Raw genomic sequence first — 26955 nt, 5'->3', positions numbered from 1 at the left:
ATTTTCGCCGGACATGAGGTTCTTTTTTAAAGAGATGGCAGCAAGATTATGTGTGGAGGCTTCCAGAGCATGAATGATGCGATTTCTCAATGCCACAAACTTCTGGTGGCAAGCGGTATTGTAGCGGGAAGTCAGTCCGAAAGATGCACTCATGGCATGATCAGGGAACTGATGGAAGCCCAGGCCGTTGCGACGCTCCCCAAGTTATACGTCGATTTTATGACCCTCATGGGAAGGAGTAGGTCATTTCTCGTGGGGTCAGATATAATGTATCCAGAAGTCAAGGGAAACAAGGAGGGACTGACCGAGCTCCTGATGGAGGAGTGGCCCGAACACAATTTAGACACAAGCAGTGTCTTTGTATTCTATGGTCATCAGGGCTATCAGTATTCCTTCTTTTTTGTTGATTCGGCCAGCGACGATCCATGCGTCCATTATTATCTCTTCAACGAGAAGGCATTCAAGGTAGCCAGCGAATCCTTCTCAAAGTGGTTGACAGAGGCCGTTGATTACACACTAAAAGGATACCTGTAGAGAAGTAGTCCACAGCGAGAGGGCGGCACGTCTCCCCCGCCGCCCCTTTCGCCCTGTCTTTTACTGAACTTCGCTGTGCGGGATGGTCAGATACACCGCCACATCGTCCATGCCCCGGACCTGCGAGAGGGGGACGTAGTGGTGCTGGCCGTCGTGGCTGCCGCTGCGGGTGAGCTTGAGCTGATCGCCCTCCAGGTGATCCACCGTGCCGACGTACTCGCCGTTCACGTCCTTGACCTGCATGTGATCGCCCTGGCTCTCCAGGCGCTGGCGCAGGTCCTGCATGAGGCGCTCGTCGATCTGGGCGGCGGCCTGATCGTTCTGTCCGTCGTTCTGGGTCATGGGGGGAGCATAGGCCGCTCTTCCGTAGGGTCAGATGACAGTCAGGTGGAGAAAAAGGTCACGGAACATTTGGGGAATCTCCATCTGCCGCCGCCTACCCCGGCAGCCGGGCCAGCACATGCCGGGCGCGGGGCAACTTCAGCCGCTGCTGGCGGTCGAACTCGTAGGGCTCGTTCATCAGGAACCAGTACAGGTCGTGCAGGTAGGTGTGGGCGAGGTAGGCCCGCAGCCGCGTCACCGTCTCCTGGGCCTGGTCCGGCAGGAAGGTCAGGGCGGCGTCGAGGCTGGCGTCGGGGCTCAGCAGGTCGAGGGTGCCCGTCTTGAGGAGCGCCACGTCGCGCAGGGGGTCGTCCCAGCCCGCCTTCGTCCAGTCGATCACCAGCACGTCGCCGCCCGGCGCGATCAGGATGTTGTCGTGCCACAGGTCGAGGTGGCAGAAGGCGGCGGGCTGATCGAGCAGGCCCCGTTCCAGCGGCAGTTCAACGGCGTCGAACAGATCGTCGAGCGGATAGGCCGCAAGAGCGCTGCGAAAACGCCGGAGTCTCTCTCTGAGCCTTCGCAGGTCCACCCGGCCCGCCCTCTCGCGGTGCAGCGCCTCCAGAATCGCGCGCAGGCGGGGCAGGGCGATGGGCACATCGGCGGCGCGCAGGGGGCGGCCCGGGAAGCGGCGCAGGATGAGGGCCTCCACGCCATCGGCCTCCACGGTGTCCACCACCCAGTCGCCGAGATCGGCGCGGCGCATGTTCCCTGCCTCCAGGCGGTGGTGGCCCTGGTGGTTGCGGTAGACCTTCACGACCACGTCCCCACCCGCCGCCGCATAGACCCGGCTCTGCATTCCCGCGTCCATCGGCGTCAGGGGGCCGAAGCGGGCTTCCAGCACGGGAAAGCGGTGGGATGGCAGGCCGCCCGGAATCACCCGCGCATCATAGCGGGAAGGATGAGGGCCGCAGGAAACGCCCGGTTCACTTGTCCTGCCCCAGCGCGAAGCCCTTGCTGAACTGCTCTTGGAGCACCGTGAAGACGAGCAGCGGCGGCAGCAGGGTCACGATAGCCCCCGCCATCACCGCGCCCCAGTCCGTCTGCCCGCCCACGTCGATCAGCTTGCGAAGGCCCACCTGCACGACCTGCCGCTCGTCACTCTGCATGATGACCAGCGGCCAGAGGTACTGGTCCCACACGTAGACGAACTGAATCACGGCGAGCGCCCCGATGGTGTTCAGGCTCAGGGGCAAGAGGACGTGGCGCAGGAAGAGCAGCGGCCCGCACCCGTCGATCCGCGCCGCGTCGGCCAGCGAGGTCGGGATATTCAGGAAGTGCTGCCGGAAGAGGAAGGTCCCCGTCGCCGAGGCCAGGAACGGCACGATGATCGCCAGGTACGAGTTCGCCCACCCCAGCCGCGTGGACACGAGGTCGAACAGCGCCACGATAAGCAGCTCAGTCGGCAGCATCAGGGTGAACAGCACCAGGGCGAAAGTGAGCGAGCGCAGCGGGAAGCGGAAGTACACAAAGGCGAGGGCGGCGAGGACGGAGAGGATCGTCTTGCCCACGACGACCGCGACCGTCACGATGAGCGAGTTGAGCATGTACCGCCCCAGGTTCGCCTCGGTCCATACCCGCCCCAGGTTGGTGAAGAACGCGCCCCCCGGGAGCAGGTTGGGCGTGATGACCTGATCGCTGGGTTGCGTCGCCTTGACGAGCGCGAAGAGCAGCGGCACCGCGACGAGAAACACCGCGACGATGAGCGCCGCGTGCGTCAGCGCGTGCGAGAGGCGCCTGCGCCCGCTGACCGACGGGGCCGCCCGCCGGACCTCCACCCGCTCAAGCGCCATAGTGGACCCTCCGGCTGCCGAAGCGGAACTGGAGCAGGGTGATCACGCCGACGAGCAGCAACATCAGCACGGCCTCGGCCGCCGCGATGCCGGTGCGGAAGTTGCGGAAGGCGTCCTCATACAGTTGATAGACGAGGAAGGTCGTCACGCCCGCCTGCCCCTCGACCGGCCCGCCGCGCGTCAGGATGTCCACCAGACCGAAGGAGTCGAACAGCGCGTACACGACGTTGGTGAAGAGCAGGAAAAAGGTCATGGGCGAGAGCAGCGGCACGACCACCCGCCAGAAGCTCTGCCAGCCGTTCGCCCCGTCGATCTCGGCGGCCTCCAGCACTTCTTTGGGCAGGTTCGTCAGCGCGGCGAGGTAGAAGACCACGTTGTACCCCAGGCCCTTCCACACGGCGGCGGCGGTCACCAGCCCGAAGGCGAGGGTGGGGTCGTCCAGCCAGCGGGGCCGCACGCCGAAGAGCGAGCCGAGGAGCTGGTTGACCGCCCCGACCTCCGGGTTGAACAGGAAGAGCCACAGCGTTCCCGCGACCGCGGGCGAGAGCGCGTACGGGAAGATCAGCAGCAGGCGGTAGATGCGCCCCCCACGAATGGGGCGACTCGCCAGCCACGCGAGCCCCAGTCCCAAGCCCAACCCCAGCACGACGACGAGCGCGACGAAGGCGAGGGTCTGCGCGGCGACTTGGCGGTAGGCGGGGCTGCTCAGGAGCTCGGCGAAGTTGGAGAGGCCCACGAACTGCCGGGTGCCCAGGACGATGTTGCTGCGGTACGTGCTGAGCGAGAGGGTCTGCATGGCGGGCAGGTACAGGAAGACGGCGAGGACGAGCAGGGTGGGCGCGAGAAAGAGCCACGGCAGCAGGCGGCCACGGAAAGCGGGAGCCGCCGTGGTCTCCCGGGCGGCGGGGGCGGCCTCCGTGGGCGCGGTGGGTAGGGCGGTCATGGGTCCTCCGGGCGGGAAAGGAAAGCCGCGCGGCGCACACCCGATCTCCGGGGCGCGCGCCACGCGGGCGGGCTTCAGCGGAAGTTCTGGTTGTACTCGCGCAGGGCGGCGTCCACCTGCGCCTTGGTGTCCTTCAGCGCGGCGTCCACGCTCTGCCCACCCAGCACCTTCTGGATGCCCTGTTCGATGATCTGGCGCGTCTGAATGGCCGTGCCGTTCAGCGCCCCCGCCGAGGCGAGGTTCGGCTTGGTCGCCAGCAGTTGGTTAAAGGCCACGAGTTGCAGCGGTGTCTGGGTAAACCACCCCTGCGACCGCAGCAGCGCGATGGAGGAGTTCCGCACCGGGTAGTAGCCGGTGAGCTTGTGCCAGTCGGCCATGTTCTTCGTGTTCGTCATGTACAGCGCGAAGTCGAGCGCCGCCTGTGCCTGAGCCGGGCTGATGTTCTTGGCGATCCACAGGCTGGCCCCGCCGATCACCACCCCGTTGCGCTTCACCCCGTCGGGGATGGGCAGCACGCCGATTCCCAACCCAAACCCCGCCTTCTTCGCCGCGTCGTTCACGTTGCCGATGTCGGCGGTGGAGTTGAGGTTGAACACGGCCTTCTGGTTGTTGAAGATCGCGTTGCTGCCGTCAGTGTCCGCCAGCTTCCCGGTGTAGGTGTAGTAGCCCTTGTCGTTCACATCCTTGAAGAACTGGAAGATGCGGCGGGCGGCGGCGCTGTCCAGGTTGCTCGCGGTCGCGCGGCCCTGGCGCCCGTTGCCGTTGTTCACGAGCAGGGCGCCCTGCTCGCTCATCCACTGCTCCACGAACCAGCCGTACACCGCCGCCGTCATGCACTTGGCGTCGATATTCGCGGCCTTGATCTTCTCGCAGGCCTTGAGGAGCGCGCCGTACGTCGTGGGGGGCCGCTTGGGGTCCAGCCCTGCTTTCTGCATCAGGTTCTTGTTGAAGTACAGCACCGGGCTCGACGAGTTGAAGGGCAGCGAGTTCACCTTGCCGCCGATGGTGTAGTAGTTGATCACCGGCTTGATGTAGTCGCTGAAGTCCACCGCCTTGATCCCGCTCACCGGCTGGAAGGCCCCCGAGTCCAGCGCGAGCTGGCTGCCGACCTCGAAGATCTGAACGAGGGCGGGCGGCTTGCCCTGCCGCGCGGCGAGGATGGTCGCCTGGAGGGAGTCGTTGTAACCCCCCTTGTAGGCGGGCACGACCTTCACCCCGGGGTGGGCCTTGTTGTACTCGTCAGCCCGGGCCTGAATCCAGCCCGCGCGCTTGGCGTCGCCGAACGAGTGCCAGAAGTCCACCGTCACCGTCTGGGCCGAGGCCGTTCCAGCCAGCGCGAGCGTGAGCATGAGTCGTTTCATGTATCCTCCCGAGGTCCGAGCGTAAGGGGGCGGGGTCAGGCGTTCGTCACGTGGCGCGGGTAGGCCGCGTCACGTTCCAAACGGTTCCAAATTGGCGTTCTTGCGCCAGCATAACATCGCTTCAGCGGGCTGCAAGCAGGACCTCCGGCACGTCCCCGATCAACCCGGCTGCCCCCAGCCCGACCAGGTGCCGCGCCAGATCCACGTCGTTCACCGTCCAGACGTTGACGCGCCAGCCGCGCCCGCGGGCCAGGTCCATCAGCCCCGGCGTCACGAGGGAATGGTGCGGGTGGAGGGCCTGCACGTCGAGGAGCCGGGCCACCCGGGGCATCACTCCCGGCCACCGGTCGAAGAGCAATCCGCGCTCGATCTCCGGGGCCGCGCTTCGCAGGGCGGCGAGGAAGAGCGGGTTGAAGCTCGACACGACGGTGGAGCCCACCAGCCCGTGCCGCCTCAGCCCCTCGGCGGTGCGCGCCACCCGGTCGTCGGGCCGCACCGACTCGTACTTGAGTTCGACGTTGAGGGAGGCGCCCGTGTCCGCCGCCCACTCCAGAACCTCCCCCAGCGTCGGCACGGGATGGGGGGCGAGTTGCCGGAGGGTCAGGTCCGCCAGGCGGCGCCCGTCGAACAGCCGCTCGTCGTGATGGACGACCAGCGTGCCGTCCGCGAGGCGGCGCACGTCGAGTTCCACGCCGTCCAGGCCCGCATCCAGGGCGGCCTGGAAACTGGGCAGCGTGTTCTCGCGGTGCTGGCGGGGCGAGCCGCGGTGGCCGAGCAGCAGGGGTTGGGGCATGTCGGGCATCGTACCGGGAGCAGGACGGAGCGGAGCGCACCCGGTGGCCCTGCCTTGGCCTCTTTCCCTGAAACATCACAGGGACCGGCGCTACAACTCGGGAAGGAGGGCCCCATGACAAACGGAACGCGCCCGGCAGGAGTCACGCGGCCCGACGAGGCTGACCCCGCCGACACCTGGCACGTCTACACCGACGGCAGCACCCGGCATGAGCGCCGTCAGACCTTTTCCGGGTGGGCGGCCCGGGCGGTGCAGCCCGAGACGCGGCAGGTGCGGCAGACGAGCGGCGCGCGTCCCGGCGGCACGTCGCTGGACGCTGAGACCGAGGCGATCCTGGCGGGGCTGCGGCTCGTGCCCGGGGGCGCCGCGGCGCGGCTGTACAGCGACCTGGAATTGGCGGCGCTGCTGGCCATCCTGGAGAGTCCCGCCGGGGAGGCCGCCCGCTATCACCTGCGGGACCTGTGGGTGCATCCCGTCGCGCGGAACAGTGGCCGGGATTCCCGCGAAATCCACCACGTCGCCCGCTCGGCAGAGCAGGAGGCGCGGCGGGGAGACACCCGGGACGGCAGCGGCCTTGCCAACGCCGCCTTGGAGGCGCAGGGCCTTGCGCGAATGGGACAGGCGGACCCGCCGCTCGCCCTGCACGCGCCCCGGCGCCTGCCCGGTGAGACGGGGCCCTTGCAGGTGCGTGTGGCTCGGCTCACGCTCGTCCCCGGGGGAGGACCGGGGGGAAGGGTCCGGGCCACGCTCACGCTGGACCTGGCTGAGGTGCCGGGGACCGGGCGCCACGAGGAGGAGGCGCTGCGGGACGCCCTGACCCGGGGCCTTACACCCCTGGTGCGCGGGGGGCTGGTGGAGGTCCGGGTGCCGTCCCGCTGGATGCCCGCCGCGGTGGAGGCCGCACGCGACCTCGGCGTGGTGCGGGTGATCGGGGAGCAGGAGCCTGAGGGGGACGGGTAAGGACGCGGCAGAACGGAGCACGGCACAGCCCCATTCCGCGCGGCGGCGCCCCCTATCTTGTCGTCATGTCAGCCGCCGAGAACGCCATGATCACCCACCTGCGCCACCTCGTCAGTCTGACTGGCCCCAGCGGCTCCGAGGAGGACGTGGGGCGCGCCGTGTTCCGCGCCGCCTCCGGGCTGGCCGACCGGGTGGAGGTGGATTCTTTCGGCAACGTGATCGCCGTGCGCGAGGCTTTGGCCGAGGACGCCCGGCGCCTGATCCTCGCCACCCACCTGGACGAGGTGGGGTTCCGGGTGCGGCACATCGGCCCCGACGGCTTCCTGCGGCTGGAAAAGGTCGGCGGGACGGACGACCGCATCCTGCCTGCCCAGCGGGTCTGGGTCCGCACGGAGAAGGACCGACTTCTGGGCGTGATCGGCACCAAGAGCGCCCACCTGCTGACCGACACCGACCGTCAGCGCGTCGTGCTGTACCCCGAGCTGTACGTGGACATTGGTGCGCGGAGCGCCGACGAGGCGGCGGGCATGGGCGTGCGTGTCGGCGATCCCGTCGGCTTTGTCGGCGACCTCGCGGAGCTGGGGCGGGGCAGCGGGCGCTACACCGGGCACGCGCTGGACGACCGGGCCGGGTGCGCCGTACTCCTCGCCCTGCTGGAGCGGTACCGCGACGAGCCGCCCCCCGTGACCCTGATCGTCGCCTTCACCGTGCAGGAGGAGGTGGGCCTGCGGGGCGCCATGGCCGTCGCCCGCGCCTTTGATGCGGACGTGGCCCTCGCGCTCGACATGACGGCCGCCGACGACACGCCCGAGGTGAACGGCGGGCACTTGAGACTGGGACAGGGCCCCACCATCAAGGTGATGGACTTCTCGACGCTGGCCCACCCCGCCGTTCGCCGCGGCCTGCTCGCTGCCGCGCAAGAAGGAGGTATCGACGTTCAGCACGAACTCCTGCGGGGCATCGGGACGGACGCCGGGGCCTTGCAGCACGTGGGACAGGGGATTCCGGCGGGCGCCGTGTCCGTTGCCAACCGCTACACCCACAGCCCGGTCGAGGTGCTGGACGAACGGGACCTGGAGGGGGCGCTGGGGCTGCTACACCAGTTCGTGCAGTTGCTGCCTGAGCTTGACCTGCGATTTATGGCGTTGGACGAGGAGTAGGGTTCGACTTTCGGCGGCGGAATGACGCTCTGTTTCTCCCTCTCCCCTCGTGGGAGAGGGCCGGGGTGAGGGGCATGTGACCAGCTCCACTTGTTTCTCCTACAAGGGGCATAGAATCCGGGTTGGCCCTGGGACGTGGCGCTCGCTCACCCCCTCTCCTGCGGAGCTGTACCAGTCCCAACCTCCCCTCTCAAGGGGAGGAGTTTTTATCGCTTCACACGCTCTTCTTCCTTCCATTACCAACGGAAAAATGGCAAGCGGGGCGCCAGGTCCTCCCCGACGCCCCGCTCCACGAACTGTCCTCCCTCAGAACCGGCCCGCCGCGAACTCCGTCATCACGCCCGGGGCCGCCGTGTCGAAGCCCACGAGGTCGAGCATACCCGCGTCGGTGGGGTCGGCGATGCTGAAGCGCGTGGCAGTCATGCCGACGACGATCAGGCGCGCGGGAATCCCCATCTTCTCGCGGTACTCGCGCAGCGCGACGACCGGCTGCACCCGGCCCGCCCAGGTCTCGTTGTCCGTGTAGACCACGAACACGTCGGCCTCGACCTTGTTGCGCGTCGCCCACAGCATCGGCAGCGCGCAGTCGGTGCCGCCCATCGGCACGCGGCGCATGGCATCCACCGCGTCGTCGAGCCGGGTGCGGGCCGAGAAGGTCAGGGGCGTCAGGCCGGGCTCGCCGCCGCCCCACTGCCCGCCGTAGCCGCCCGAGGCCGCCGAGAACGCGAGCGCCGTGTACCCCGGCTCGGTGCGCGCCGTCACCAGGCTCATCGCCGCCGTGCCCAGGCGCGGGGTCAGGCCGGGCACACCCGCCACCACGCCCGCGTCCATCGAGCCCGACACGTCGAGGCCCAGCACGAACCGCTTGCCCGCGGGTTCCACCGCCCCGAAGGCGAGCGCGAACGCCCGGTCGAGCGCGTCCACGACCTGCGGGACGACCTTCCACTCGCCGCCGCCCCGCACGCCGCGACCCGCGCGGTACACGAGCAGCGCCTTGAGCACGTCAATGGGGTGGATACGGCCCTTCCGCAGCCCCTCCTCGTTCGTCACCCGCTCCACGACCCGCGAGATCACGTCCCAGTTACCCGGGACAAGCAGGCCGACCCGGGCGAGGTTGCCGAGGTTGCGAAGGGTCCAGGTCAGGCCGTTCGTCTCCAGCGCCGTGCGGTACACCTCCGCGCCGCGCACGTGGGTGGGCACGGCCTCGATGGGCAGGCGGTACTCGCGCATCAGGGCCGCGGCATCCGCGTCGGTCGCCGCCCCCAGGGCCAGCAGATGACCCCAGATCAGGCGCAGCGCCTCGTCGGTCGCCTCGCCCTCCCCCAGCACGCCGTCCACCATGAACTTGAACACCGCGTTGCGGCGCACGTCGTCGGTCTTGGGGTGCGCCAGGCGCAGGGCGTCGGCGTGGGTCCAGCCGTCGCGGGCCTTGTACTTCACGGCCCACAGCGCCAGCTTGTCCACCGGGGCGTTCAGGTACAGGTTCGCCACGCCCTCGCGGGTCAGGCGGCCCCAGCCCCCGAACTCCTGCACGAAGGCCAGGAAGTGGAAGAGGTGCGTGCCTGTGCGCGCCACCCGGGGCAGCGCGTTCCAGGCGGCCTTGCGGGCCTCCAGGTCACCCAGCTTGGCGACCGCCGCGAGCGCGAGCAGCGAGGGACCCGGCTTGGGGGCGCGGTTCCGCTCCGCCACGTCCACGATCAGCTCCACGGCGCGCAGGCCATGCAGGGCGGCGAAGAGCTGGACGAACTCGGTTTCGAGCTTCGTCTGCGCTCGCTCGTCCGCGTAGAACGTGCCGCCCTCGGTTCCGAGGATCAGGAAGCGCAGGAAGCGCGTCTCCTCGCTCACCTCGAACACGAAGCCGCCCGCGTGGTTGCGAACCTGATCGCGCCGCCCGGGGAGGCGCTCGCGCTGGGTGACGTGCTTTGTCGAAATCGCCTTGAGGTAGTTCTTCATGCGTCGGCCCTCCTTTACAGGGCGAGATTGCCGAGCGGCCTGGGCCGCGAACAGCCGGAAGTGGGGGGGTGGCGAGGAGTCGAACCTGAGAACCTTCGCGCGTCGGCCCGTGGGGCAAGGGTGCCGAAGGGTTGCTGCCCGCCGAGTTGGGCAAACCACCCCCATAGGAAAGGGAACGGGTGGGACTTGAACCCACGAAGCTCAAACGAGCGAATGATCCCGAGAACCCTCGAACCGTTGGCCCGTGAGGCGAGGTGGTGCCGAGGGACCGCCGACAAGCGGCGTCATTTGCGTTTGACCACTCCGCCACCGTTCCCGGGTGATGCGGTGCCGCGAGAAGCGGCGGTGGTGGGGCGGGCCGGATTCGAACCGGCGACCTGGCGATTAGGAGTCGATAACCCTCTGGCTTCGGCCCGGCGGGCAAGGGTGCCGAGGATGTTTTTCCTGCTCTACCGCTGAGCTACCGCCCCACACGTTGTTGCTGCTGTTCGATGCGCCCGGCGAGACTCGAACTCGCACTGCCGCGGCTTTTGGACCGCGTTCCTCTGCCAGATTGGGGTACGGGCGCGTGATGCTCCGGGCGGGATTCGAACCCGCACTGCTCGCGTTCTCGACGCGATTCCTCTGCCGATTGGGATACCGAAGCATTGGAGCAGGTTGAAGGATTCGCACCCTCATCTCCGGTGTGGCACACCGGCGTCCTGACTGTTGGACGAAACCTGCGTTGGTCCTGCCAGCCGGAATCGAACCGGCGTTTCCTGATTGAAAGCCAGGGGTCCTGACCGCTGGACGATGGCAGGAGATGCGTGGGCAAGGGGAGTTCACGGGTTGGCCTTGCGGCCCTGGGGAGTCGAACCCCATGCCCCGGGTGCGGGACATTTTCACCCAAGAAAGAGAACCGTGAACGGTCGGCCCAACGCGGGGGAAGGAAGGTGGTGAATCGGGCAGGAGTCGAACCTGCGGCCTCCGGCTTCGCGGACCGGCGCGCTCTCCACTGAGCTACCGACTCGTGGGGGTGAGGACGAGTGGTTGATCCAGGGCACGTTCCTCTCGTACAGGTAACCCTGAATCTCCGGCCCTCACCGACTGGCGGCCCCGAAGGGAATCGAACCCTCATCTCCCGGGAGACAACCGGGTGTCCTCCGCCGTTGAACGACAGGGCCTTGAAGCTCCAGGCAAGGGGTGACCGACGGACGTGTGATCCTTGACAGGGATAACCGTCGGTCTTCGGCCCGAAGCAGGGGTCTTTGGGGTGACAGCCGGGACTCGAACCCTGGATTTCCGCGGCCACAGCGCGGCGTCCTGCCTTTGGACGACCATCACCACGAAAAACCCGGCTTGCGCTGAGGCAGGCCGGGCGGGGCTGGCTATGCCTTCAGAGACTTCGTTGATTGAGGGAATCGGTGCCTGGGAGGCCGCCGTCCTGTCCGTGACGACCCTCGGCGTACAGGGCGGGCCGGAGCCACTGGCCTGCAAGTCGTTCGCTATGTCGTCTGAAGTTCGTCACGGAAATCACCTCGGACCGGAGTGTACTGGGGGCCGCGAACGGATGGCATGTGGAAAAAAGCGTAGCCGCTGTCTGAGCTATTTGGCGGGGAAGTGGGCCTGGATTTAGCCAGCGCCGCCCGAAAAGGCAGCAGTGGTAGCTTGAGTTCTCCCCACCGCCGCCTTTCCCTTCCCCGAGGTGCGAACGTGAATGTCCTTCTTCCCGGTGTTGCCCTGCTGCTGCTCTCCACGGCCACAGAGACTCGCTTGACGGTGCCCGGCACGAGCGTCAGCCTGGCCCTTCCGGCGGGCTTCGCGCCCATGCCCGCCGACGTGATCGCCCTGAAGTATTCACGTGGGGGCAAACCGCCAACACAGGTCTACTCGACCCCTGGCCCGAGCTACGCGGTCAACATTGCCTTTGCTCTGCGGGATGTGAAGCTGCCCGCAGGGAGTCTTGCCCCGGCTCAGACCTCGATAGAACGCTCCATCGCGGGAACGCCCGGCCTGCGCTGGCTGGAGCGCGGCGTGAAGCGGGTGGGCGACCGGGAGTGGATCGTGCTGCGCTTCTGGGTGGACGGCCTGGATCAGCCGATCTACAACCACCTGCGGGTGACGCGCGAGGGTGACAAGACCCTGCTCGTTACGGCCAATGTCACCAAGACGCTGTATCCCCAGTACGCGGCCAAACTCGACGCGGCGATGAACAGCCTGAAGTAAGGAGGTTAGAACACCACCGTCTTGTTCCCATGCACCAGCACGCGGTCCTCAATGTGGGCCTTCACCGCGCGGGCGAGAACTTGGCGCTCCACATCGCGGCCCAGGCGCATCAGCGTCTCCGGCGTCTCGCGGTGGGTCACCGGCACCACGTCCTGCGCGATGATCGGCCCGGCGTCGAGTTCCTCGGTGACGTAGTGACTCGTCGCGCCGATAAGCTTCACGCCGCGCTGGAAGGCCGCGCGGTAGGGATTGGCCCCCACGAAGGCGGGCAGGAACGAGTGGTGGATGTTGATGACGGGCCGCCCGAAGCTGCTCAGGAAGTCGCCGCTGAGAATCTGCATATAGCGCGCGAGGACCGCGAAGTCCGCCCCCGCCTCCTGCATCAGCCGGACCTGCTCGGCCTCGGCCTCGGCCTTGTTCTCCTTCGTGACGGGGACGACGTGGTAAGGAATGCCGAACATCTCCGCGTCGCGGCGCAGGTCCTCGTGGTTGCTGAGGACCAAGGGGATTTCCACGTTCAGCTCCCCCCGCCGCTTGCGCCAGAGCAGATCGAGGAAGCAGTGGTCGTATTTGCTCACCAGGATCGCCATACGCTTGGGCTCGGTGGTGTAGCTCAGCCGCCAGTCCATACTGAAGGGACCGGCGACCACGTTGGCAAAGGCCCGCTCGAAGGGCTCGCGGGCGAGGTCCAGGCCCTCCAGGTGAAACTCCATCCGCATGAAAAAGGTGCCGCCCGAGGGGTCGGTGGAATGCTGGTCCGAGTGGATGATGTTGGCGCCGTGGTTGTGCAGGAACTGCGACACAGCCGCCACAATGCCGCCCCGGTCCGGGCAGGTAATGGTCAGCACGGCGGTGTTCAGGGGATCGAGTTTGGGAGAGGGGGCCGTCATGTCGGGGCAGGATACCGGCTGTCCGGCGTGTAGGCTCGGGGGCGTGCAGACCACTGACTCCGGCCTCCCCGTGATCTACGACCCCCTGCCCCACGCCGCCCTGCTCGCCGACTATTGCCTGAGCGCGGGGGCGGGCGAGCGGCTGCTCGTCGCGGCGGGCACCGAGGCGGTCCCCCTCGTGCGCGAGGTGACCCGCGCCCTGCTGTCGCGCGGTGCCCGCCCGGTGGTGCGCCTGGAGTACCCCGGACAGGATGACGACTTCGCCAACCTTGCCGCCGACGCGGTGCTCGACCAGGCCCACCCCGCCGACCTCTCGGACGTGGAGGCGCTCGACGGCAGCCTGCGGATTCTGACGCCGGAGGCGGGCACGAGTGCGGACGCCTCGCGCCGCGCACGCCTGACCGCCGCCCGCGCCCCGGTCGCGGCCATCCGCAGCCGGAAGAAGTGGAGCCTGACCCTCTACCCCACCGCGCACGCCGCCGAGCAGGCGGGGATGACGGGGGCCGAGTTCGGGGCCTTTGTCATGCGCGCGATGTTCCTCGACCGCCCCGACCCGGTGGCCGCCTGGGGCGAGGTGCGCGAGATGCAGGCCCGGCTAATTGAGCGGCTGACCCGGGCCGACACGGTACGGATCGAGGCGCCCGGCACCGACCTCACCCTGCGCGTGGGGGGCCGCAGTTGGGCGAACAGCGACGGCAAGCGCAACATGCCGAGCGGTGAGGTCTTTACCGGGCCGCTGGAGGACAGCGCCGAGGGCGTGGTGACCTTCACCGTCCCGGCGGAATACGGCGGGCGGGTGGTGCGCGGCGCCCGCCTCGTCTTCCGCGCGGGCGAGGTCGTGGAGGCGAGCGCCGAGGAGGGGGAGGACGTGCTGCGCGCGGCGCTGACCACCGACCCCGGCGCGCGGCGGCTGGGGGAACTCGGCATCGGCACGAACTACGGCATCCAGACGCCCACGGGCAACATCCTCTTCGACGAGAAGATCGGGGGCACCGTCCACCTCGCCCTGGGCCGCTCCTACCCCGAGACGGGCGGCGTGAACAAAAGCGCGATCCACTGGGACCTCATCACGGACCTGAGGGCGGGCGGGCGCCTGAGCCTGGACGGGCAAACCATGCAGGAGGGGGGGCTGTTCGTCGGGTGAGGCGCCGGAGCGAAGCCCTTCTGGCAGCGGGTGGCGGCTTCCTGGCAGGACTGCTCGTCGCCTGGATGTTTTCCGCCATGCCATTTGCCCCGAAGCGGCAGGTCGTCGCGCGGTGGGACGCGCCGGGAGGCGCCTATCACGCCCTGATCGTGGACGAGGGCCCAGCAAGGCTGCCGAGGTCCCTTCACCGCTGGCGGCTGTACCTGGGTCACGACGCGGCGGAGCCCTCCTACGGCCACTACGTCAGCCTGCCCGAACTCCCCGACCTGTACGGCGAGGACGGGGCGAAATGGCGGGAGAGCCGGGTGAGCTGGACGCCCGCCGGGGTCCGCCTCACCTTCTGGACGGGGCACGAGCTGTTCGTTCCGGCACAGGCTTACGAGGGGGGGCGCTGAAGGACCTACCCGATCACCTTTCGCACCGTTCCCCTCCACTCGGGCGGGTACATCACGGCGAACTCCCCCTGGTGGTCGGCCCAGACGCGGGTGAAGTCGGCGTAGCTCATCAGGACGTAGCCCAGGAGGGGGTCCATCAGGTAGACCTCCCGCCGGGTGTCGTCGTAGCCGGTCACGACCCGCCAGTGGGGAATGACCTGGGTGGCGGTGATGTGCGATTGCAGGGCGATCAGCGGCAGCCGGGCCCGAATGGCCGCGCGCACCGTCTGGAGCGAGCCGCCGCGGTACAGCCGCGCCTCCATCCCGACCTTCGGGGCGAAGTCCACGATGGCCTGCGCCGTCATGTAGGACCGCTCGGTGGGGCGGGTCAGGCGGCTCACGTCGGAGAGGCTGACGTTGATGCCGAAGTAGCCCAGGACCTGCGTGATGCTCGCCGGGCCGCAGGCGTTATAGGTCTGGTGCACCAGCGGCATCCCGGAGAGGACATACCCGGCGGGGGCGGCCTGTGCGCCGCCGAGCAGCGCGGCGAGAAGGAGGGGACGCAGGACACTCACGGGCGCAGGATGCCCCAGCCGCTCTGACGAAAGGGTTACGGGCGGGCGAGGTCAGCCCGGCACGGGCTCCGGCTCATCCTCCTCCAGCGGCGCGAACAGGCGTTCCAGGTCCCCCGTCGTCAGTTGCGTGGCGCTCGTCAGGCCGCCGTCGAGCACGCCCCTTGCCAGCGCCGCTTTGCGGTTCTGGAGGTCGAGAATCCGCTCCTCCACGCTGCCCGCCGCGATCAGCTTGTAGACGAAGACGGGTTTGTCCTGCCCGATGCGGTAGGCACGGTCGGTCGCCTGCGCTTCTGCGGCGGGGTTCCACCAGGGATCGAGGTGGATCACCGTATCGGCGGCGGTGAGGTTCAGGCCCACGCCCCCGGCCTTGAGGCTGATCAGGAAGACGGGCACCTCGCCCCCCTGGAAGCGCTCGATCTGCGCCACGCGGTTCTTCGTCTGCCCGGTCAGCTTGGCGTACCCGATGCTCAGGTCCGTTAGCGTCTCCTCCAACAGGCCGAGCAGGGAGGCGAACTGGGAGAAGATCAGGACGCGGCGGCCCTCCTCGACCATCTGGGGGAGGTTCTGCATCAGCCAGTCGAGCTTGGCGCTGCCCTTCACCTTGCGGGCGGCGTCGAGCTTCACCAGCCGCGGGTCGGTCACCGCCTGCCGCAGCTTGAGCAGCGCGTCGAGGATGGCGACGGTGGAGCGGGCCAGGCCCCGGGCGTCGAGTTCCTCGCGCACCCGTTCGAGCATGGTCACCCGCACCGTCTCGTAGAGGTCGCGCTGGTCGCCGTCGAGCGTCACGCGGACGGGAATCTCGGTCTTGGGCGGCAACTCGTGCGCCACGTCGCGCTTCTCCCGGCGCAGGATGAAGGGTTTCACCCGGGCGGCGAGGGCGGCCTGCCGGGCGCGGTCCCCCTGTTTCTCGACGGGCACGCGGTACAGCTCGCGGAAGGTCTTCTCGTCGTGCAGCAGCCCCGGCGTCAGGAAATTGAACTGCGACCACAGCTCGCCGAGGTGGTTCTCCAGCGGCGTGCCGGTCAGGGTGAGGCGGTGACGGGCTTTGAGGGCTCCAGCGGCCTTCGCGGCGGCGCTCTTCGGATTCTTGATGTTCTGCGCCTCGTCGAGAACGAGGAGGTGGAACTCATGCTCGCGCAGGCGGTCCACGTCGCGGGGCAAGAGCGGATAGGTCGAGAGGACGAGGTCGTGGTCGGGAATACGGGCGAAGTCGGCCTTGCGGTGCGGCCCGTGCAGCGTCAGTACCTTCAGGCCCGGCGTGAAGCGGGCGGCCTCCGCGCGCCAGTTGCCGATCACACTCGTCGGGGCGACCACGAGGCTGGGGCGGTCGGCGCGGCCCGCCTCCTTCTCGGTCTGGAGGTGGGCGAGAGTTTGAGCCGTCTTGCCAAGCCCCATATCGTCCGCCAGAATCCCGCCCAGGTCGTACTCGCGCAGGAATTGCAGCCAGTTCAGGCCCTGCCGCTGGTAGGGGCGCAGGTCGGCGTTCAGCCCGGCGGGGGGCGGAACCTCCCTCACGCCCGCGAAGTTCCGCAGGCGGCGCCCGAGTTCGAGCAGACGGTCCGCCCCCAGCCAGCGCGCGTGCAGCGCCTCGTCGAGCATCGCCAGGCGGGCGGCGTCGAGGAGGGGCAGCTTCAGCGGTCCGGGCGGCAGGTCGCGCAGGTGCAGTTCGACGAGGACACTGAGGATCGCCCGCACCCGTCCGGCGGGGAGCGGCAATCGGCGGCCATCGGGAAGCCGCGCGCTGAGGATGTCCTCGTCCCCCAGCGCGGCCAGGGCCTCGGGCGTGAAGAGGTCGGGGTGCTCGGCGATCAGGGAGACGAGAATGGGGATCAGGCTGTGGCGCTCGCCGTCCACGACCACCCCGAGTTCGAGGGTGAACCAGCCGCCCTCCTCCTCGGCCTCGCCGTACCAGTCCTCGATGGAGGCGAAGCGGTAGGGGAAGGAGGGGTCTATATCGACCCGGAAGCCCCTGGCCTCCAGCCTCGGGATTTCTTCGGTCAGGAAGCGTTGCCAGTCGCCCTCCTGCGGGAAGGCATACAAGGCGTTCGCCTCAGGATGCCGGATGTGGTCGCCGCGCGGTTGCAGGGACTGGAGGCGCCTGAGGCCCGTCCGGGTGACCTGCCCGCTCGCCCGTTTCTCGGCGGCGGGGTCGCGGGAGGCGAGGTGGAGAATGCCGTTCTCGTAGTGCTGGCGCGGGGCCTCCAGCGGTTTGCCGTCGTAGAGGTGGCTGAGGCGGGCGACTCCGAGGCGCTCCACCGCGTTCGCCCGCCGCCACCCCTGCTGACGGCTGACCTCCACCGCCTCCTCGCGCAGGGTCAGGACGGGCTGGTACTCCAGGGGCGTGCGGACGGTGCGGACGGGTTTCGGGGTGGGCAGCGCGTCCCCCAGGTCCGGGAAGGTCTCCCGCAGCGCCTGCGCGAAGCTGGCGGCCTGGGCGGGGGGCACCGGGGGCACCCCCAGAAAGGCATTCTCCAGCGCCGGGGGCAGCACCGAGGTGACGCGGCCCAGCAACCCCTCCCCCACATACCAGCGGGGCGAGACGGGAAGGACGCGCACCCCCTCCGGCAGGCTGACCGCAGGCCGCTGCACGCCGCCCTTGTCCATCTCCCAGTCGTAGCTGACCTGCCGCTCGGGGCCGGGACGGAGCGGCTCGCGCCCTCCCGCCCAGTACAGCCGCCCGGAGTCCAGCAGCCGCGCCAGCAGCGTGTCGGTGAGGGGATGCGTGCCCAGGAACCACGTCTCCTCGCCGCCCTGCACGCCGCTCTCGGCCCCCAGCGCGAGGAGGTGGAGCAGGTCTCGGTCGGGGCGGGCGTAGCGGGGCAGTCCCTTGGGGTCGGTCAGGCCCCCCGCCCAGCGCAGGGTGTGCGGCAGGGGGAAGGTGGGACCCGCCCGCAGTTCTCCGCGGCGCTCAGCCGCGCGGCGCACCTGCAAGGCGAGGACCTCGCGGCCGGAGCGGGAGCGCAGGGCGAGATTCAGGTCGAAGCGCAGGGTTTCCTGCTCCTCGCGCCGAGCAGCCGGACCTCCCAGGTCCGCCGCCACACTGAGCCAGGCCCGCAGCGGACTCGCCAGCGGGGGCAGCGGAGCGTCCTCCTCCCCGGGAGAGACGGGCGCCCCGGCCGGGACAGCCTCCTGGGCCTCTCCCCCCGCCCCCTCCAGCGCCCGTTCCAGCGCCGGGCTCAGCAGGACGCGGGCGAGGTGGGGGCAGCCCTTGCGCCCGCAGCCGCACTCGCCGCCGGTAAAAATCCCCGCCTCGTTCAGCAGGAAGCTCTGGCGGTAGATGCGGCCGTCCTCCTTCACCTGCGACTGCCCCTTGAACCCGAAGCGGGTGCGGGTGAGTTCCACCTCACCGACGGCCTTGGGGCTCATGCCGAGCGCCGCGCTGACGGCGGGCATGGAGAAGAAGGCGGGGGGCACGCGCTCCAGCCGCATCCTCTTAGACCCGGGTGAGGTCGCGCGGCAGCGGCAGGAACTCGATCTCGGGGTGCTGCTCGGCGGTGTAGTCGAGGTCGTACTTGCTGCGGAAGAGCATCACCGGGCGGCCCTGGTCGTCCTCCACGTGCCGGGCGAAACGGGCCACGCTGCCCGGGTCACCCGCCAACCAGCGGACGAGCTGGTACGAGGTCACGTGCATCTCGACCTCCACCCCGTACTCCTCGGCGAGGCGGGCCTGGAAGACCTCGAACTGGAGGGGGCCGACCGCGCCCAGGTAGGGGTCACGCGCCCCGTCCGTGGGGTAGAAGACCTGCACCACGCCCTCCTCGGCGAGCTGGGTCAGGCCCTTCATGAACGCCTTGCGCTTGCCCACGTCCTTGAGGGAGAGGGTGGCGAAGGTCTCCGGCGTGAAGCGGGGGAAGCTCGGCAACTGCACCTTGGGGTCCACGCTCACCACGTCGCCGATCTGGAACACGCCGGGGTTGACCAGGCCGACGATGTCGCCGGGGTACGCCTCCTCGACCTTCTCGCGGTCCTGGGCGAAGAGGGTGTGGGCCTGGCTGAGGCGCAGCTTGCGCCCGGTTCGCGTGTGCGTCACGTCCATTCCGCGCTCGAAATGCCCGCTCATCACGCGCATGAAGGCGGTGCGGTCGCGGTGCTGCTTGCTCATGTTGGCCTGAAGCTTGAAGACGAAGCCCGCGAACGGCGCGTCGGGGTCACGCTCGCCCAGGTTCGTCTCGACCGGGCCGGGCGGCGGGGCGAGGTCCACGAAGTGGGCGAGAAAGTGCTCCACCCCGAAGTTGTTCATCGCCGAGCCGAAGAAGACCGGGGTGAGTTCGCCCCGCAGGAAGGCCCCCGGCTCGAACTCCGGCATCGCGCCCTGGATGAGTTCCACGTCCTCGCGCAGCTTGGCGGCGAGGTCGGGACCGACGAGGTCCACGAGCCGGGGATCGTCCAGCCCCGCCGTCTGCACGGGCGCCCGGTGCTTGCCCCCCGAGGTGCGCTCGAAGGCGAGGACCTGCCCGGTCCCGAGGTCGTACACGCCCTTGAAGTCCGGGCCGTCACCGATGGGCCAGGTGAGCGGCACGGCGGTGATCTTCAGCGTGCCCTCCACCTGCGCGAGCAGTTCGAATGGGTCCAGCGCGGGGCGGTCCATCTTGTTCACGAAGGTCAGGATGGGAATGCCCCGGTTGCGGCACACCGCGAACAGTTTCTCGGTCTGCGACTGCACGCCGCGCGCCGCATCCAGAACCATCAGCGCGGAGTCGGCGGCGGTCAGGGTGCGGTAGGTGTCCTCCGAGAAGTCCTGGTGGCCCGGCGTGTCGAGGAGGTTGATGTGCCGGCCCGCGTACTCGAACGTCAGCGCGGAACTGGAAATCGAAATCCCGCGCTGCTGCTCGATGCTCATCCAGTCGGACTTCGTGTGCGAGCGGCCTTCCTTGGCCGTCACCGAGCCCGCCTCCTGAATGGCGCCTCCGTACAGCAGCAGTTTTTCGGTGATCGTCGTCTTCCCGGCGTCCGGGTGCGAGATGATGGCAAAGGTTCGCCGGCGGGCGATCTCGTGCTCCAGTGAAGTGGCGGGGGTGGTCATGGGGACTCCTGCGCGGGCCAGGGCGACCCGATCTGGTTTGATTCGGAAGACAAACGCGGCATCTGCGACTCGCGCTACGGGGGCGGGAGGAGATGCGTCATCCGAGCATGATAGCGCAGCGCAGGAGGCGGGGCATCGCCAGGCACGGATCCAACGACAGCTCGGCAGGCGCTGGTCGCCACACCACCGCTCGGGGAACGGGTCATCCTGTCTTTAGGAGGGCAGCCTGCGGCGGCCACCCCCCTCCCCACCTCCCCCGCAAGGGGGGAGGAGTAAGAGCGCCAAAGCTTCTGCTTCGTAAAACCGTCAACTGTGGACGGCCGATCCCCACCCTTCGGCTCACTCTCGCACCGCCTTCACCACGTCGGCTCGCGCAGCGAGACGGTGGGCGAGCGGCTCAGAATGCAGCAAGATCAGACATTGCGAGTAGAAGAGGACGGCCACGGGCGCAGTGGGCGGGCCCTTTGCCGAGCGCAGCGGAAAGCTCCCCCCTACCCCCGGTGGGGGTAGGGGGGCTGGGGGGGTGGGGGTAAGCCGCAGCAAGATGCCCTGCCCCACGCCTCCCCAGCCCTCACCCAAACGCCGCCAGCGCCGCATCCAACGTCCCCAGCCGGGTCTCGATCAGCTTCCGCGGGTCCCGGTTATATCCCCCCGCCATGACGGTCACGAGCGGCGTCCCCGTCCGGGCCGCCCACCGGAACACCCGGTCATCCCGCGCCCGCACTCCCCCAGGAGTCAGCGCCAGCCGCCCGAGCTGATCCCCCCCCAGCACATCCGCCCCCGCCAGGTAGAAGGCGAAATCGGGCCGAAATCGGGCGACGGCGGGAGCGATGACCTCATCCAGCACGGCGAGGTACGCCTCATCCCCGGTGCCATCGGGCAGGGCGAGGTCCAGCCCGCTCCGCTCCTTCTGAAAGGGATAGTTGTTCGCGCCGTGAACGCTGACGGTCAACACCCGCTCCTCGCCCTGAAGGATGGCGGCGGTGCCGTTCCCCTGATGCACATCGAGGTCGAGGATCAGGACGCGCCGGACGTGGCCCTGGTCGAGCAGCCAGCGCGTGCTGATGACCACGTCGTTCAGGAAGGAGAATCCCTCGGCCCGGTCGCGGTAGGCGTGGTGGGTGCCCCCGCCCAGATTGATGCCCAGGCCGTGAGCGAGCGCGTCGCGGGTGGCGGCGAGTGTCGCCCCGCTGGAGAGCAGGCCGCGCTCCACGACCGCCGGGTTCCAGGGAAAGCCCAGGGCGCGTTCCTCCGCCCGCGTCACCTCCCCCCGGCGCCAGCGCGCGAGGTAGGCGGGATCGTGGACCCGCTCGGCGTCGGCCCAGTCCAGCCGGGGAGCGTCGAGCAGCGGGAGCCGGGCGGCCGCCCCCGCAAGCAGCGCCTCCAGGAATTCGCGGGGAAGGAACTGGCGCCGGGGCGGGGGGCCAGCCTGGTAGGCCGGGCGCCGAAAGCCCGTCCAGGCGCGGGGAAAGGGGGAGGTCATGGGGAAGAGGCCGCCGCTGACCGCCTGCCCGGATCTCCCCCGCCCACAGCCCGCCCCCCCACTTCGACCCCGCACACTTGGATCACAGCCCCCAAGTTACCCTGCGGTCAGTTTGCTGTGTACTTCCACGGGTGGGGGAACGGGATGCTCAAGAAGTCGCTCGCCGTCGTCATGTTTTCGTCGTCTCTGCTGGCCTGCGGCCAACTCCCGACGGGGGACCAGACCCCCAAGGCGTCCGGCGCCGCCGCCGACCTTGAGGCGCAGGCGGTCCGGCGCGAACGGTACCTCGTGGTGTTCAGGACCGAGGGAGGACCCGCCGACGTGGCCGCGCGGGTGGCCCGGGCGGGGGGGCGGCTGGGCCGCAACCTGAGCGGGGTGGGGGTGGCGACCGCGACCGGGGACGCCAGTTTCGGGCGCCGAATGGCCGCCGACCCCGAGGTGCTGGCTGTCGGGCCGGAGGGCCACCTCAGCCTGCCCGCCGTGCAGGAGATCGCGGCCCTGGGAACGAGCAGCCTCGACGACCTGTCGGGGCAACAGTGGGATATGCGGCGCATCGGGGCCGGGGCGGGCGCGGGCCGGGCGGGGGGGCGGCAGAAGGACGTGCTCGTGGCCGTCCTCGACACCGGCGTGATGGACGACCACCCGGACCTGCGGGGACAGCTCGCCCTCAACGTGGGCACGAACTACTGCCGCGAGGCGGGCGGGCCGGGCGGCGCGAGCGGCTACCCGGTCTACCGCAGCTACCTCGACCCCGCCGCGCCCGGCGGCCCCTCCGCCGACGCCTGCACCGCGGGGACGACCCCCACGTATCAGGGGCACGGCACCCACGTGGCGGGCATCATCACGGGGCGGGCGGATGGGGAGGGCATCACCGGGGTGGCGCCGGGGGTGAGGATCGCGGCCTACAAGGTGTTCGACCGCTACCGCTCGGCGGACGGGCAGGACCAGTTCGGCGCGTTCGACGGACCCGTCTTCGCGGCGATCCTGGACGCGGCGAACCGGGGCGCGGCGGTCATCAACATGAGCATGACGAGTACGCTCGACCTCTCAAACCCCCAGCACAAGGCGATGTGGCACGCCTGGAGCCGGGTGACGAACTACGCGGCCCGGAAAGGCACGCTGATCGTGGCGGCGGCGGGCAACAGCGCCGAGAGTTCCCGGGGGAAGCTGGCACACCTGCCCTCCGACCTCCCGGCAGTCATGTCGGTCTCGGCCACCGGCACCACCCGCCTGGAGGGCGACGAGCAGGGCGTCCTGTGGCCGAAGGGGCGCGACGTCCTGGCCTATTACTCCAACTGGGGGCCCAGCACCGACCTCGCCGCGCCGGGGGGCGACTGCGGCACGAACCCGGATAACAACCTGAGCTGGTGCGACGGGCCCAGCGGCAACTCGTACCAGCTTCCCGACGACTCCTACCGCCACATGATCCTCTCCAGCGTCATCCACGAGGACGGCGGCGCGGGCTACGTCTACCTCTCGGGCACGAGCATGGCGGCTCCCCACGTGGCGGGGGTCGCGGCCCTCGTCAAGGCGCTGCACCCGGACTGGAAGGCCGGACGGCTGCGCGCCCACCTGAAGGCGACGGCGGAGAGGATCGGGCAGAAGCAGACCTTCGGCGGCGGCCTGGTGAACGCCGACCGCGCCACCCGCTGAGGTCCCGCCGACCCTGGGATCACGCCCGTAGACTTCCCGAATGAACGCCCTGATGGAGCGGCTCGGCCTGCGGGTGCCGGTGATTCAGGCGCCGATGGCGGGGGGACCCTCGACGCCGGAACTCGCGGCGGCGGTGAGTGAGGCGGGCGGCCTGGGCAGCCTGGGCGCGGCGTACCTGACAGCCGGACAGATTGGGGCGGCGGGGGAAGCCGTGCGGGCGCTCACGGCCCGGCCCTTCGGGATCAACCTGTTCATCCCCGGGCCGTTGCCGGAGGTCACGACCGCAGAGGTGGAGGCGGCGATCGCCGAACTCGCGCCGCTGCACACGGAACTGGGGTTGCCCCCACCCACATTAGGCGAGCGAGTTCGGGAGGACTTCGACGCGCAGTTCCGGGCGGCGCTGGAGGTCCGGCCCGCCGTGTTCTCCTTTGCCTTTGGAAGGCTGGGAGCTGCCAGGATTGCGGCGTTACGTGCGGCAGGCATTCTCGCCGTCGGTACAGCAACAGGGGGAGTGGAGGCCCGTGCGCTCGCAGCGGATGGGGTGGATGCCATCGTCGTGCAGGGCGGTGCGGCGGGCGGCCACAGAGGAGGCTGGACTCACGACGAGTTGGAGGACACGCTGCACCTGACCCGTGTGGCGGTTTGGGCCGTCAATGTCCCGGTCATTGCGGCGGGCGGCCTGATGGACGCGGCGGACGTTCGCGCCGCCCTGGGGGCCGGGGCCAGCCTCGCCCAGTGCGGCACGGCCTTTCTGCGGGCGGACGAGGCGGGCACCTCTGCCCCCTACCGGGGGGCGCTCGCCTCAGCAGGGCCGGGAGACACGACGCTCACCCGGGCCTTCAGCGGCCGGATGGCCCGCGGTCTCGCCAACCGGGTGACGGCGGGGGTGCGCTGTCCCCTCCCCTTCCCCCTCCAGAACGCGCTGACCCGCGAACTGCGCGCGGCGGCGGCGCGCCTGGGGCGGGCAGACTTCCTGAGCCTCTGGGCGGGCGAGGGCGCCCACCGGGGACGGGAAGGCACGGCGGCGGAACTTCTGGCGGGGTTATGGGACGGGTAAGCCTGCGCCCGCTGCGCCCCGGCGACGAGGAAGCCGCCATGCGCTGGGCCGCCGACCCCGAGTTCTGCCTGGCGACGGGCTGGACCGCCGGGCTGGCGCCCCGCAAGGTTCGGGAACACTGGTCACGCGTCATCTCGGGGCTGGGACCGGACTTCCTGCGGCTGGGCGCCGAACTGGACGGGCGGCTGGTCGGGTACGTGGACCTGGCGGACCTCACCCCCACCTCCGGCGAGTTCGGCATCGCCATCGGGGAGCGGGCGCTGTGGGGCCGGGGGGTGGGCGCGGAGACGGGACGGCTGATGCTCGCGCACGGCTTTGACACGCTGGGCCTGGAGACCATCACCGCCGAGGTCCACGCCCCCAACCTCCGCTCACACGCGCTGATGCGGCGGTTGGGCTTCCGCGAGGTCAGGGAGGGAGGGCCGGACACGTACTGTGGCGAGGTGGTCACGACGGTGTGGTATGAGCTCAAGTGGGGCCAGTTTGCTCTAACTCCCCCCACCTTTTGACAAACAGCATTAGATAGCGCGAGATAGGGTCATCTGAAAGGAGGTGACAGAATCAGCGCATGGATGAAGTCCTGACGCTGGAGGAGCTGGCCGCCTATCTGAAGGTGAGTGAAACGACGGCCTACGCGCTGGTGCGGGGTGGGCAGATTCCCGGTCGCAAGGTCGGGCGCGAGTGGCGCTTCCTCAAAGCGCGCGTGGTGGACTGGCTGATGAAGGCCGGAACGGAGGACGGGATGGAAGGGCACAGCGGTGTGGTTCAGCGCGACGAGCAGGGCGGCGAGTTCAAGGTGGAGCATGGGCGCGAGTACGTCGCGCTGTGGCTGCCCCTGACCCGCGAGGAGAAGGCCGCGCAACTGGAGAAGGCGGCGCGGGAGGGCGTGAACGTCAGCGACCTCGTGGCCGACTACCTGAGAACCTGGGCTGGGTCCTAGGTTCAAGAGGTGAGCAGGTCGTCCCATGGCTCGGGGCGGCCTGCTCAACACGTCCGCCCCACGCCCCGCCCATTCGGAGGGGGAAGTCGCCCCCCATTTGCCCGAGGTGAACTTCCCGCCGGAAGCGCACCCTGGGGGCATGACAACCTTTCAAGACCTTTCGGCAGGAATGGCGGACGCCGTGCGCGCGGCGGGACAGAGTGTAGTGACGGTGATGGGCGTTCGGCCGGTGACGGTGAGCGGCACGGTGATCGCGGACGGGCAGGTGCTCACGGTCGCCCACGTCCTGCACAGTGACGAGGTGACGGTGCGGACGCCAGATGGCCGCGAGTTGCCCGGCACCGTGGCGGGCCGCGACCCGGCGACGGACCTCGCGCTCGTGCGGGTGGACGGGCTGAACGTGGCGCCGCTCAGCCCCAGCGCGGGCGCGCGGGTAGGTGAACTGCTCCTCGCGGTGGGCCGCCCGACCCACGGCGTGCAGGTGAGCCTGGGGCTGATGGAGCGGGAGGCGGCGCCGGAACGCGGCCCGCTGCGCGGCTGGCTGAATGCGGGCGCGGCGCCCTTCCGGGGAGTGTCGGGCGGCGCCCTGGTGGACGCCCGGGGCGGGCTGGTCGGCGTGCTGAACGCGGGCATGAGCCGCGGCATCCTCCTCGCCGTGCCCGCCTCCCGCGCCCTGAAGGTGGCGGAGACGCTGAGCACGCAGGGCCGGGTGCCGCGCGGCTACCTGGGGGTGGCGACCCAACCCGTGCGCTTCCCCGACCCGGCGGGCGAGGGCACCGAACCCGAGCGCGGGTCACGCCGGGGCCGTCATGGGCGCTGGGGGCGTGACGGTGGCCGCGTCGGCCTCGCCGTCGTGCAGGTCGAGGAGGGCAGCCCCGCCGCGGGGGCCGGAATGCTCGTCGGGGACGTGCTGCTCGCCCTTGAAGGCGAGGGCATCCGCCACCCGGGCGAGTTGCTGGAGCGCGTGCGCGAGCGGGCCGGGGAGACCCTGACCGTGCGGGTGCTGCGCGGCGGGCAGGAACTCGACCTCACCCTGACGGTGGGGACGCGCTGAAGACCGCCGGGCGGCCGGGGCGGGGCGGTGGGGAGACCTCACCGGCCCCGACTCCGGCGTTGCGGCGGGTAGCATCGGGCATGACGGCCTCCTCGCTGCCCGCCGTGCAGGTCAGCGCCCGTTCCCCGCTGCTGGGCGCGGGCCTGGGCGCCCTGCTCCTCGCGGCGGGCCTGCCCGTGGTGGCCGAGGGGGGCGAGGTCCTCGTTCTCGACGACGGCTGGCTGGACGACCCCGACGCCCTGACGGAGGTGTGGCCGGAGGGCATCGGGGTGGTCGCGGTCGGTTCGCCCGCCTGGGCCGGGGTCCTGGCCGAACTCGCGCCGTGCGGTTGGGCAGCCCTCCCGCTCGACGCCACGCCCGGCGAACTCCTCGCGGGGGTGCTCGGTGCGGCGGCAGGCCTTGCGGTGCTGCCCCCCGCGCTCGTGCCCACCCCGGCAACTCCAGCCGGGGAGGAAGGCGAAAGCCCCCTTCCCACCGGGGACGTGTCCCTCACCCCCCGCGAGCGCGACGTGCTGGCCCTGCTCGCCGAGGGGCTAAGCAACAAGCGGGCCGCGCGGGAACTCGGCGTGACCGAGAGCACCGTCAAGTTCCACGTGCAGGCCGTGTATTCCAAGCTCGGGGTGCAGAGCCGGGCGGCAGCGGTGGCACGGGGGATTCAGTTAGGGCTGGTGAGTGTGTAGAA

Annotated in this window: 24 protein-coding genes, 8 tRNA genes and 1 pseudogene; 12 read left to right on the top strand and 21 right to left on the bottom strand. The window is 69.7% G+C overall.

All coding sequences use genetic code 11. The annotated features are described in order from the left end of the window. Positions 1-69 precede the first annotated feature (69 nt). On the top strand, positions 70-534 hold the full coding sequence (locus DAERI_RS08960; protein ID WP_133161999.1) for an SMI1/KNR4 family protein: 465 nt from the start codon (positions 70-72) through the stop codon (positions 532-534). Positions 535-594: 60 nt separating this feature from the next. On the opposite strand, the gene DAERI_RS08955 is transcribed toward DAERI_RS08960, so the two are convergent. The 6 genes from DAERI_RS08955 to DAERI_RS08930 form a co-directional block, all read right to left on the bottom strand. Further along, the gene (locus DAERI_RS08955; RefSeq protein ID WP_103129082.1) at positions 595-876 is read right to left on the bottom strand and encodes a DUF2171 domain-containing protein; all 282 of its coding nucleotides are present in this window, start codon (positions 874-876) and stop codon (positions 595-597) included. Positions 877-970: 94 nt separating this feature from the next. Continuing rightward, positions 971-1792 (bottom strand): phosphotransferase, encoded by an 822-nt coding sequence (locus tag DAERI_RS08950; RefSeq protein ID WP_103129081.1) that lies wholly within the window; start codon positions 1790-1792, stop codon positions 971-973. A gap of 46 nt (positions 1793-1838) precedes the next feature. After that, the gene (locus tag DAERI_RS08945) at positions 1839-2705 is read right to left on the bottom strand and encodes a carbohydrate ABC transporter permease (protein WP_103129080.1); all 867 of its coding nucleotides are present in this window, start codon (positions 2703-2705) and stop codon (positions 1839-1841) included. Then, a complete protein-coding gene (locus tag DAERI_RS08940) occupies positions 2695-3648 on the bottom strand; it encodes a carbohydrate ABC transporter permease (RefSeq protein ID WP_103129079.1) in 954 nt (317 codons plus the stop codon). The genes DAERI_RS08945 and DAERI_RS08940 overlap by 11 nt, the downstream gene beginning before the upstream one ends. Before the next feature lie 74 nt (positions 3649-3722). After that, the gene (locus DAERI_RS08935; RefSeq protein ID WP_103129078.1) at positions 3723-5009 is read right to left on the bottom strand and encodes an ABC transporter substrate-binding protein; all 1287 of its coding nucleotides are present in this window, start codon (positions 5007-5009) and stop codon (positions 3723-3725) included. Positions 5010-5130: 121 nt separating this feature from the next. Further along, a complete protein-coding gene (locus DAERI_RS08930) occupies positions 5131-5811 on the bottom strand; it encodes a glycerophosphodiester phosphodiesterase (RefSeq protein WP_103129077.1) in 681 nt (226 codons plus the stop codon). Positions 5812-5916: 105 nt separating this feature from the next. Between DAERI_RS08930 and DAERI_RS08925 the strand changes: the two genes are divergently transcribed. Both DAERI_RS08925 and DAERI_RS08920 read left to right on the top strand, forming a co-directional pair. Beyond that, positions 5917-6762: a ribonuclease H family protein gene (locus DAERI_RS08925; RefSeq protein ID WP_103129076.1), complete on the top strand. Its 846-nt coding sequence runs from the start codon at positions 5917-5919 to the stop codon at positions 6760-6762. A gap of 65 nt (positions 6763-6827) precedes the next feature. Continuing rightward, the gene (locus DAERI_RS08920; protein WP_103129075.1) at positions 6828-7922 is read left to right on the top strand and encodes a M42 family metallopeptidase; all 1095 of its coding nucleotides are present in this window, start codon (positions 6828-6830) and stop codon (positions 7920-7922) included. 306 nt (positions 7923-8228) lie between these two features. On the opposite strand, the gene rsr is transcribed toward DAERI_RS08920, so the two are convergent. From rsr to DAERI_RS08880, 10 genes and pseudogenes are all read right to left on the bottom strand, one after another. Then, the gene (rsr, locus tag DAERI_RS08915; RefSeq protein WP_103129074.1) at positions 8229-9875 is read right to left on the bottom strand and encodes an RNA-binding protein Rsr; all 1647 of its coding nucleotides are present in this window, start codon (positions 9873-9875) and stop codon (positions 8229-8231) included. 171 nt (positions 9876-10046) lie between these two features. Continuing rightward, positions 10047-10191, bottom strand: a tRNA-OTHER gene (locus tag DAERI_RS22370). A gap of 30 nt (positions 10192-10221) precedes the next feature. After that, positions 10222-10345, bottom strand: a tRNA-Arg gene (locus DAERI_RS22365). Positions 10346-10367: 22 nt separating this feature from the next. After that, positions 10368-10443, bottom strand: a pseudogene (locus DAERI_RS08910). Positions 10444-10447: 4 nt separating this feature from the next. Next, positions 10448-10521, bottom strand: a tRNA-Leu gene (locus DAERI_RS08905). A 2-nt stretch (positions 10522-10523) separates the two neighbouring features. After that, positions 10524-10598: transfer RNA gene (locus tag DAERI_RS08900), tRNA-Gly, on the bottom strand. A gap of 2 nt (positions 10599-10600) precedes the next feature. Further along, positions 10601-10675 (bottom strand) — tRNA-Glu (locus DAERI_RS08895). A gap of 133 nt (positions 10676-10808) precedes the next feature. Beyond that, a tRNA-Arg gene (locus tag DAERI_RS08890) sits at positions 10809-10884 on the bottom strand. A 78-nt stretch (positions 10885-10962) separates the two neighbouring features. Next, positions 10963-11038: transfer RNA gene (locus DAERI_RS08885), tRNA-Asp, on the bottom strand. Between the two features lie 85 nt (positions 11039-11123). Continuing rightward, positions 11124-11198 (bottom strand) — tRNA-His (locus DAERI_RS08880). Between the two features lie 369 nt (positions 11199-11567). Here DAERI_RS08880 and DAERI_RS08875 point away from each other — a divergent pair. Then, the gene (locus tag DAERI_RS08875; protein WP_133161998.1) at positions 11568-12080 is read left to right on the top strand and encodes a hypothetical protein; all 513 of its coding nucleotides are present in this window, start codon (positions 11568-11570) and stop codon (positions 12078-12080) included. 5 nt (positions 12081-12085) lie between these two features. Here the strand turns inward: DAERI_RS08875 and purU are convergent, their stop codons facing one another. Next, the gene (gene purU, locus DAERI_RS08870) at positions 12086-12970 is read right to left on the bottom strand and encodes a formyltetrahydrofolate deformylase (RefSeq protein WP_103129072.1); all 885 of its coding nucleotides are present in this window, start codon (positions 12968-12970) and stop codon (positions 12086-12088) included. Positions 12971-13013: 43 nt separating this feature from the next. Between purU and DAERI_RS08865 the strand changes: the two genes are divergently transcribed. Together DAERI_RS08865 and DAERI_RS08860 are read left to right on the top strand one after the other, a co-directional pair. Then, positions 13014-14114, top strand: coding sequence for an aminopeptidase (locus tag DAERI_RS08865; RefSeq protein WP_103129071.1), 1101 nt, complete (start codon positions 13014-13016; stop codon positions 14112-14114). A gap of 77 nt (positions 14115-14191) precedes the next feature. After that, positions 14192-14509, top strand: a complete 318-nt coding sequence (locus DAERI_RS08860) for a hypothetical protein (protein ID WP_133161997.1) — start codon at positions 14192-14194, stop codon at positions 14507-14509. A gap of 5 nt (positions 14510-14514) precedes the next feature. Here DAERI_RS08860 and DAERI_RS08855 read toward each other — a convergent pair whose 3' ends face one another. From DAERI_RS08855 to DAERI_RS08840, 4 genes are all read right to left on the bottom strand, one after another. Beyond that, positions 14515-15063, bottom strand: coding sequence for a cysteine peptidase family C39 domain-containing protein (locus tag DAERI_RS08855; protein WP_103129069.1), 549 nt, complete (start codon positions 15061-15063; stop codon positions 14515-14517). Between the two features lie 51 nt (positions 15064-15114). Further along, positions 15115-18492: a DEAD/DEAH box helicase gene (locus DAERI_RS08850; protein WP_103129068.1), complete on the bottom strand. Its 3378-nt coding sequence runs from the start codon at positions 18490-18492 to the stop codon at positions 15115-15117. 4 nt (positions 18493-18496) lie between these two features. Continuing rightward, the gene (locus DAERI_RS08845) at positions 18497-20086 is read right to left on the bottom strand and encodes a peptide chain release factor 3 (RefSeq protein ID WP_103129067.1); all 1590 of its coding nucleotides are present in this window, start codon (positions 20084-20086) and stop codon (positions 18497-18499) included. Between the two features lie 571 nt (positions 20087-20657). Next, on the bottom strand, positions 20658-21569 hold the full coding sequence (locus DAERI_RS08840; protein WP_103129066.1) for a histone deacetylase family protein: 912 nt from the start codon (positions 21567-21569) through the stop codon (positions 20658-20660). A gap of 144 nt (positions 21570-21713) precedes the next feature. On the opposite strand from DAERI_RS08840, the gene DAERI_RS08835 reads away from it, so the two are divergent. From DAERI_RS08835 to DAERI_RS08810, 6 genes are all read left to right on the top strand, one after another. After that, on the top strand, positions 21714-23222 hold the full coding sequence (locus DAERI_RS08835; protein ID WP_103129065.1) for a S8 family peptidase: 1509 nt from the start codon (positions 21714-21716) through the stop codon (positions 23220-23222). Between the two features lie 40 nt (positions 23223-23262). Then, on the top strand, positions 23263-24279 hold the full coding sequence (locus DAERI_RS08830) for an NAD(P)H-dependent flavin oxidoreductase (RefSeq protein ID WP_103129064.1): 1017 nt from the start codon (positions 23263-23265) through the stop codon (positions 24277-24279). Then, positions 24267-24788, top strand: coding sequence for a GNAT family N-acetyltransferase (locus tag DAERI_RS08825; RefSeq protein ID WP_103129063.1), 522 nt, complete (start codon positions 24267-24269; stop codon positions 24786-24788). The genes DAERI_RS08830 and DAERI_RS08825 overlap by 13 nt, the downstream gene beginning before the upstream one ends. Positions 24789-24847: 59 nt before the next feature. After that, positions 24848-25219, top strand: a complete 372-nt coding sequence (locus tag DAERI_RS08820) for a helix-turn-helix domain-containing protein (RefSeq protein WP_103129062.1) — start codon at positions 24848-24850, stop codon at positions 25217-25219. Positions 25220-25358: 139 nt separating this feature from the next. Further along, positions 25359-26273, top strand: coding sequence for a S1C family serine protease (locus DAERI_RS08815; RefSeq protein WP_235610314.1), 915 nt, complete (start codon positions 25359-25361; stop codon positions 26271-26273). An 80-nt stretch (positions 26274-26353) separates the two neighbouring features. After that, positions 26354-26953, top strand: a complete 600-nt coding sequence (locus tag DAERI_RS08810) for a helix-turn-helix domain-containing protein (protein WP_103129060.1) — start codon at positions 26354-26356, stop codon at positions 26951-26953. Positions 26954-26955 lie beyond the last annotated feature (2 nt).

Origin of the sequence: Deinococcus aerius (assembly GCF_002897375.1) — a bacterium.
Lineage (GTDB): Bacteria > Deinococcota > Deinococci > Deinococcales > Deinococcaceae > Deinococcus > Deinococcus aerius.
Note: the sequence above shows the minus strand (reverse complement) of the source record. Positions and strands in the feature narration are given on the sequence as shown.